Origin of the sequence: Candidatus Infernicultor aquiphilus, assembly GCF_002784285.1 — a bacterium.
In the GTDB taxonomy this organism is placed as follows: Bacteria; Atribacterota; Phoenicimicrobiia; order Phoenicimicrobiales; family Phoenicimicrobiaceae; genus Infernicultor; species Infernicultor aquiphilus.
This window is the reverse complement of the sequence record NZ_PFKO01000289.1, coordinates 1-5511: the sequence shown is the minus strand read 5'-3', so window position 1 is coordinate 5511 and position 5511 is coordinate 1. Positions and strand designations below refer to the sequence as shown.

Annotated in this window: 4 protein-coding genes; all 4 read right to left on the bottom strand. The window is 33.8% G+C overall.

The features are described 5' to 3' along the window. Positions 1-49: 49 nt before the first annotated feature. Positions 50-1795: a SpoIVB peptidase S55 domain-containing protein gene (locus COZ07_RS07955; protein WP_406608032.1), complete on the bottom strand. Its 1746-nt coding sequence runs from the start codon at positions 1793-1795 to the stop codon at positions 50-52. Positions 1796-1947: 152 nt separating this feature from the next. Then, complete coding sequence (locus COZ07_RS07950; RefSeq protein ID WP_406608031.1) at positions 1948-2964, bottom strand: rod shape-determining protein; 1017 nt, start codon at positions 2962-2964, stop codon at positions 1948-1950. A 178-nt stretch (positions 2965-3142) separates the two neighbouring features. Beyond that, entirely contained in the window at positions 3143-4405 is a 1263-nt protein-coding gene (murA, locus tag COZ07_RS07945; RefSeq protein ID WP_406608030.1) for a UDP-N-acetylglucosamine 1-carboxyvinyltransferase, read from the bottom strand. A gap of 120 nt (positions 4406-4525) precedes the next feature. Next, the coding region (gene mtnA / locus COZ07_RS07940) for an S-methyl-5-thioribose-1-phosphate isomerase (protein WP_406608029.1) at positions 4526-5511 on the bottom strand (986 nt) is incomplete at its 5' end.

The following is a 5511-nucleotide window of genomic DNA, read 5'->3' as shown; positions in this document are numbered from 1 at the left end:
ATTTACCAATTTACCAATTAATTGGCGAATTGGCCAATCGGTGAATTGGTTAATTTTCTAATATTGTAAAAGGTATCTCCAGGTATCCTTCTATAACCATATCTGTTTCGATTTTGGAAATTAATAAATTTTTTTCTTTTTCTTTCTTTAAATCGTTACTATTATATTTTTCTTCTGAGGGTAATTCATCGGAGTATATAATTATTTCTCCCATAATTTGATTACCTTTTGGCTTATCAGAAATATCTTTAAAGATTTCTTCTATACTTTTATAAGCCTTTTTATTACTATCATTATACAATTGTTCTTCTGGTTGATTATCCAAATCTCCTCCCCTAACTATTAATGTAGCTTCGCCTGAAGATAGATGCGAAGAAAGTTGAATAGTCAACATCTTTTCAATTAATTCTTCCCGAAAAGGTCTGATTTTAATCCTGGCTTTAATTAAATCTCCCGGTTTAAAAGAAGAACCTTCTAATATCACTTCTTCTAACTTACCTATTTTCTTTTTACTATCTATTTTAATATTGATATTTATAGCCGTCAAATCAACTGGTTTTAAATAATTATTCAAAATTATATCGATAATTTCAGGAATCTCAGTAACCACTTTTGTAGCTATATCATCTGAACTGTAAAACATATTTTCCCGGTAAAGTTCTTCCCCCTCTTCTTTTCCCTTTATCTTTATTTCCACTTGAGCAGTACCTGCCCCTATTCTATCAAGGGCATTGTCAACAGCCTGCACAGTTATATTAGAAATTAAAGGTTCTAACAAATCATAATTATTTACCATTTGTATCCCCATTTGGTAAGATAGACCTGAATCAATATTGGTTACCTGTATTTTAAGTGGAATTACTGGGGGATAAGAATTTAGTATCGCTAATATCCCTGCTTCCCTATCTTGAACGACTTTACCTACTAAATTTAAAGGAGAACCCAATTTAAAAGGCATAATTAGGTTAGGTAAACTGTGATAAATATATACTGCAGAAAGAAGGTAGGATACTTCTCCCTTTTTTAAAAAGGGGTGCCCTAAGGCTAAAATCTTATTTCCTTCTCGATAAGTAACTGTTCCGATAGAGATAATATTAACATCTCCTCGGGTTAACTGTATTCCTATAGCCGAACCAGCTTCTATTTCATTGGAAGATCTTTCTCCCACCCCTTGAAGTTCTACCTGATCAGTTTCATTAACCATAACACCTTGAATAGGTATAATATTAAATTTTTTTATAGAATTACTTAATCTCTCCAAGGATCTACCTTTAATACCACTTATAATAACCGGTGAAATTATGGGATAAAAGGTAATTTCGTCTTGTAAAGAATTCTTAATCTGGTATACTGGTGAGGTAACCTGATTATAATTATAGGTTAGGTTAAGCATTCTTAACATTTCTTGAATAGGAGTTATGAGGCAGAGATTATGTTCACTCATTTCCCAAGCGTAAGATATAGCTCCAATCAATCTACCATTTATATAAACTGGACTTCCACTCATCCCTTCTGAGATTCCGCCACTCTCTTCAATCTTATCTCCACTTAAATAGGCCAATATAAAGTTAGTAATTCCGCTTTCTCCTTTAACTATATCAATAATATCTACTTGAAAAGTGTCTATTTTTGTTCCATGAAAAACTGTCTTTCCTATCCCTTTCATATCTGGCTTTATTTCTGAAACAGGCATAAAAATACTTTGACTAGAGGTCATATTTATTCCTATAATAAACATAATTAGTAAGATAAAAACAAATTTGATAAAAAAATTTTTATTTAATTTTAGCTTCATTTTTTACCTTCTTGATCAAAAAATTGTATCTCGTATCTCGTATTTAGTTAGTTGGTTAATTGGTTAGCTGGTTAGCTGGTTAAGGAAATAAAATCAAATTAACTAATTAACCAATAAACCGACTAACCGGTTAACTATATTCATTGATCAATTTATTTATACATACTTATCAATCCACTTTTTAAAACATGGATATTATCTAAAACTTTCCCTGCACCTAAAGCTACACAAGAAATTGGTTTTTCGGCTAAATAAGCAGGAACACCAGTTACTTTACTCAATAACTGATCAAAATTTCTTAATAATCCACCTCCTCCGGTGATAATAATTCCTTTATCAGCGATATCAGAAGCTAATTCAGGAGGAATCTTCTCCATAACTATTTTAACCCCTTCTATTATCGTCTTTAATGAATTAGAAATTGCCTCTAATATTTCATTAGATCCAATGGAAATACTCTTTGGTAAACCAGATACCAAATCTCTTCCTCTTATGTCGGTGAATAATTCTTCTTTTAATTCCATTGCCGTACCAATTTCTATTTTTAAGGTTTCCGCACTTTTTTCACCAATCATTAAACTATATTTTTCTTTAATATATTTTATAATATCTTCATCAAAGTTATTACCAGCTACTCTCAATGATTCACTAACCACAATCCCACCCAAAGATATAACTGCAATATCAGAAGTTCCTCCGCCCACATCAATAATCATATTACCATAAGGTTCACTGATATCCAGACCAGCTCCAATAGCGGCGGCAATTGGTTCTTCAATTAAATAAGCTTTCCTTGCTCCAGCTTGCATAGTTGCTTCTAACACTGCTCTTTTTTCTACTTCAGTCCCTCCTGAAGGTACACAAATTACTACTTCAGGACGGAATATTTTACTATCACCACAAACTTTCCTTATAAAATAACTCAACATTTTTTCGGTTATTTCATAATCAGCAATAACCCCACTCTTCATAGGTTGAATAGCAATTATATTCCCCGGTGTTTTCCCTAACATATTCTTTGCCTCTTCTCCAACAGCTAAGACTTTTCCGCTATCTCTTAAAATTGACACTACTGAAGGTTCTTGAAGAACAATACCCTTCCCTTTCTGATAGATTAAGACGCTTACAGTTCCCAGGTCTATGCCCAGACTTCTGTCCATTCCTAGCATATTTATCTTTCCCCCTTGCCTAAATTTAGCTATTAGGGCGTATTCAATACGCCCCTACTTTTTCCTCTTTTGTTTTCCTCGCGATATACGATATACTATATACGAAATACGATATTTTTTTCTGACTTCTGACTTCTGGCTTCTGACTTCTGAATACTACTAAAAAATAACGACTATATTATTCTTCCACTCGGTGAATATCTGCGCCTAAAGCAGTTAGCTTCTTCTCTAAATTTACGTATCCTCTATCTAAATGATAAATTCTACTTAGTTCAGTAGTTCCATCTGCTACTAAACCAGCTAATATTAATGCCGCTCCACCCCTTAAATCTGAAGCCATTACCGGAGCAGCACTTAATTTTTTTACACCCTTGATAATAGCACTACGCCCTTCCACCTTAATATCTGCTCCCATTCTTATCAAATCTCCAGTGTGAGCAAATCTATTCTCAAATACGGTTTCGGTAATAACGCTTGTTCCCTTTGCCACACAGCTTAAAGCCATAAACTGAGGTTGTATATCAGTAGGAAATCCTGGGTAAGGCAAGGTCTTAATATCCACCGCATTAATACTATTGGGTCCTATCACTTCGATAAAATCCTTCTCTTGTTTAATTTTTACGCCAGCTTCTTCTAATTTTACTATTAGCGGTTTTATTAATAAAGGGTCGATCTTTTCTATTAAAATATCCCCGCTTGTGATAGCTGCTGCTATCATATAGGTACCTGCTTCTATTCGGTCAGGGATTATATTATAATCAACTCCGTTTAATTTTTTTACTCCATTTATTTTAATCAAATCAGTTCCTAAACCTTCTATTTTAGCTCCCATTTTTATTAAAAAATTTCCTAATTCTACTACTTCAGGATCCTTGGCAGCATTCTCAATTTTAGTAACCCCTTCAGCTAAAGAAGCAGCCATCATTATATTTTCGGTCGCTCCCAAACTAGGGAAATCTAAGTATATATCACCCCCCCTTAATTTATTGACCTCTGCTTTAATATAGCCCTTCTCAACTTCAACTTGAGCACCTAAAGTTTCAAAACCCTTGATATGAAAATCAACTGGGCGAGCACCGATAGCACAACCTCCCGGCAAAGATATCTTCGCTTTATTCAAACGAGCCAAGAGTGGTCCCATAACTAAAATAGAAGCTCTCATCTTTTTAACTAACTCATAAGGGGCCTCATAATTATTAAAATAATCAGAATCGATATAAAGCGTATTATCTTCTTTCCATTCCACTTTAATCCCTAATTTTCTTATTACTGCTATCATAGTATCAACATCAGTAAGATGAGGTATATTTCTTAAAATACAAACATCTTTGGTTAATAGGGTAGCAGCCATAATAGATAGAGCAGAATTTTTCGCTCCTGATATTTCTACACTACCTTCTAATCTCTTCCCTCCGGTAATAATAAATTTATCTGAATCCAATTTTTTCCTCCTGTGTTTAGTTAGTTGGTTAGTTGGTTACATAGTTAATTGGTTAAATTTGACTAGATAACGATTTACCGGAACTTAAAAAACTAACTAACCGGGCAACTAGCTAACTAGCTAACTAATAAATATTTTTTTAATATTCTTTTCATAAGGTTTCCTGATAATTCCTTTTTCGGTAATAATAGCACCTATATAACGATGTGGAGTAAGATCAAAAGCTGGATTAAACGCTTTCGTTCCAGTAGGAGCTATCTGCTTTCCTAAAATATGGGTAACTTCATCGGGATCTCGTTCTTCAATGGGAATTTCCTCTCCCGACTTTAAAGAGAGATCAATAGTTGATAGGGGAGCAGCCACATAAAAGGGAATTTTATTTTCTCGAGCTAAAATAGATAAAGAATAAGTTCCAATCTTATTAACTACATCACCATTTCTGGCAATACGATCTGCTCCAACTATTACCAAGTTCACTTTATTTTTTAACATTAAAAATCCAGCCATATTATCAGTAATTAGCGTAAAGGGGATTTTATCTCGCATTAATTCCCAGGCAGTGAGTCTGGCTCCTTGTAATACTGGTCTGGTTTCATCGACATAGACATGTAGCTTTTTTCCCTCTTTTAAGGCAGTTCGAATTACTCCTAAAGCAGTACCATAACCTACAGTAGCTAGAGCTCCAGCATTGCAATGAGTAAGAATACTATCACCATCTTTGATTAGTAAAGATCCACATCTCCCTATTTTCTTATTAATCTCCACGTCTTCCTGAGCAATATTTTTGGCTTCCTGCAAAATTAAATCTTTTAATTCAAATAAATTAACGTCTTTTTTTATATTAATTAAATTCATCACTCTTTCTAAAGCCCAAAATAAATTAATTGCTGTAGGTCGAGTATGGGCAAGGTAGATTTTAGCTTTTCCTATATCCTGAACAAACTCTTGGTAAGTTCTTGCTTTAGAAGAATTAGCCGCCAAAACCATGCCAAAGGCAGCTGCTACTCCAATTGCCGGTGCTCCTCTTATTTTCATCGACTTAATAGCTTCTGCTACTTCTCGATAATTAGAGCAATTAACTATTTCAAATTTTAAAGGAAGTTTTC

Bases quoted from the DNA above. Each gene is read 5' to 3' on its own strand.
- COZ07_RS07955 (WP_406608032.1), bottom strand. From the start codon at position 1,795: ATGAAGCTAAAATTAAATAAAAATTTTTTTATCAAATTTGTTTTTATC.
- COZ07_RS07950 (WP_406608031.1), bottom strand. From the start codon at position 2,964: ATGCTAGGAATGGACAGAAGTCTGGGCATAGACCTGGGAACTGTAAGC.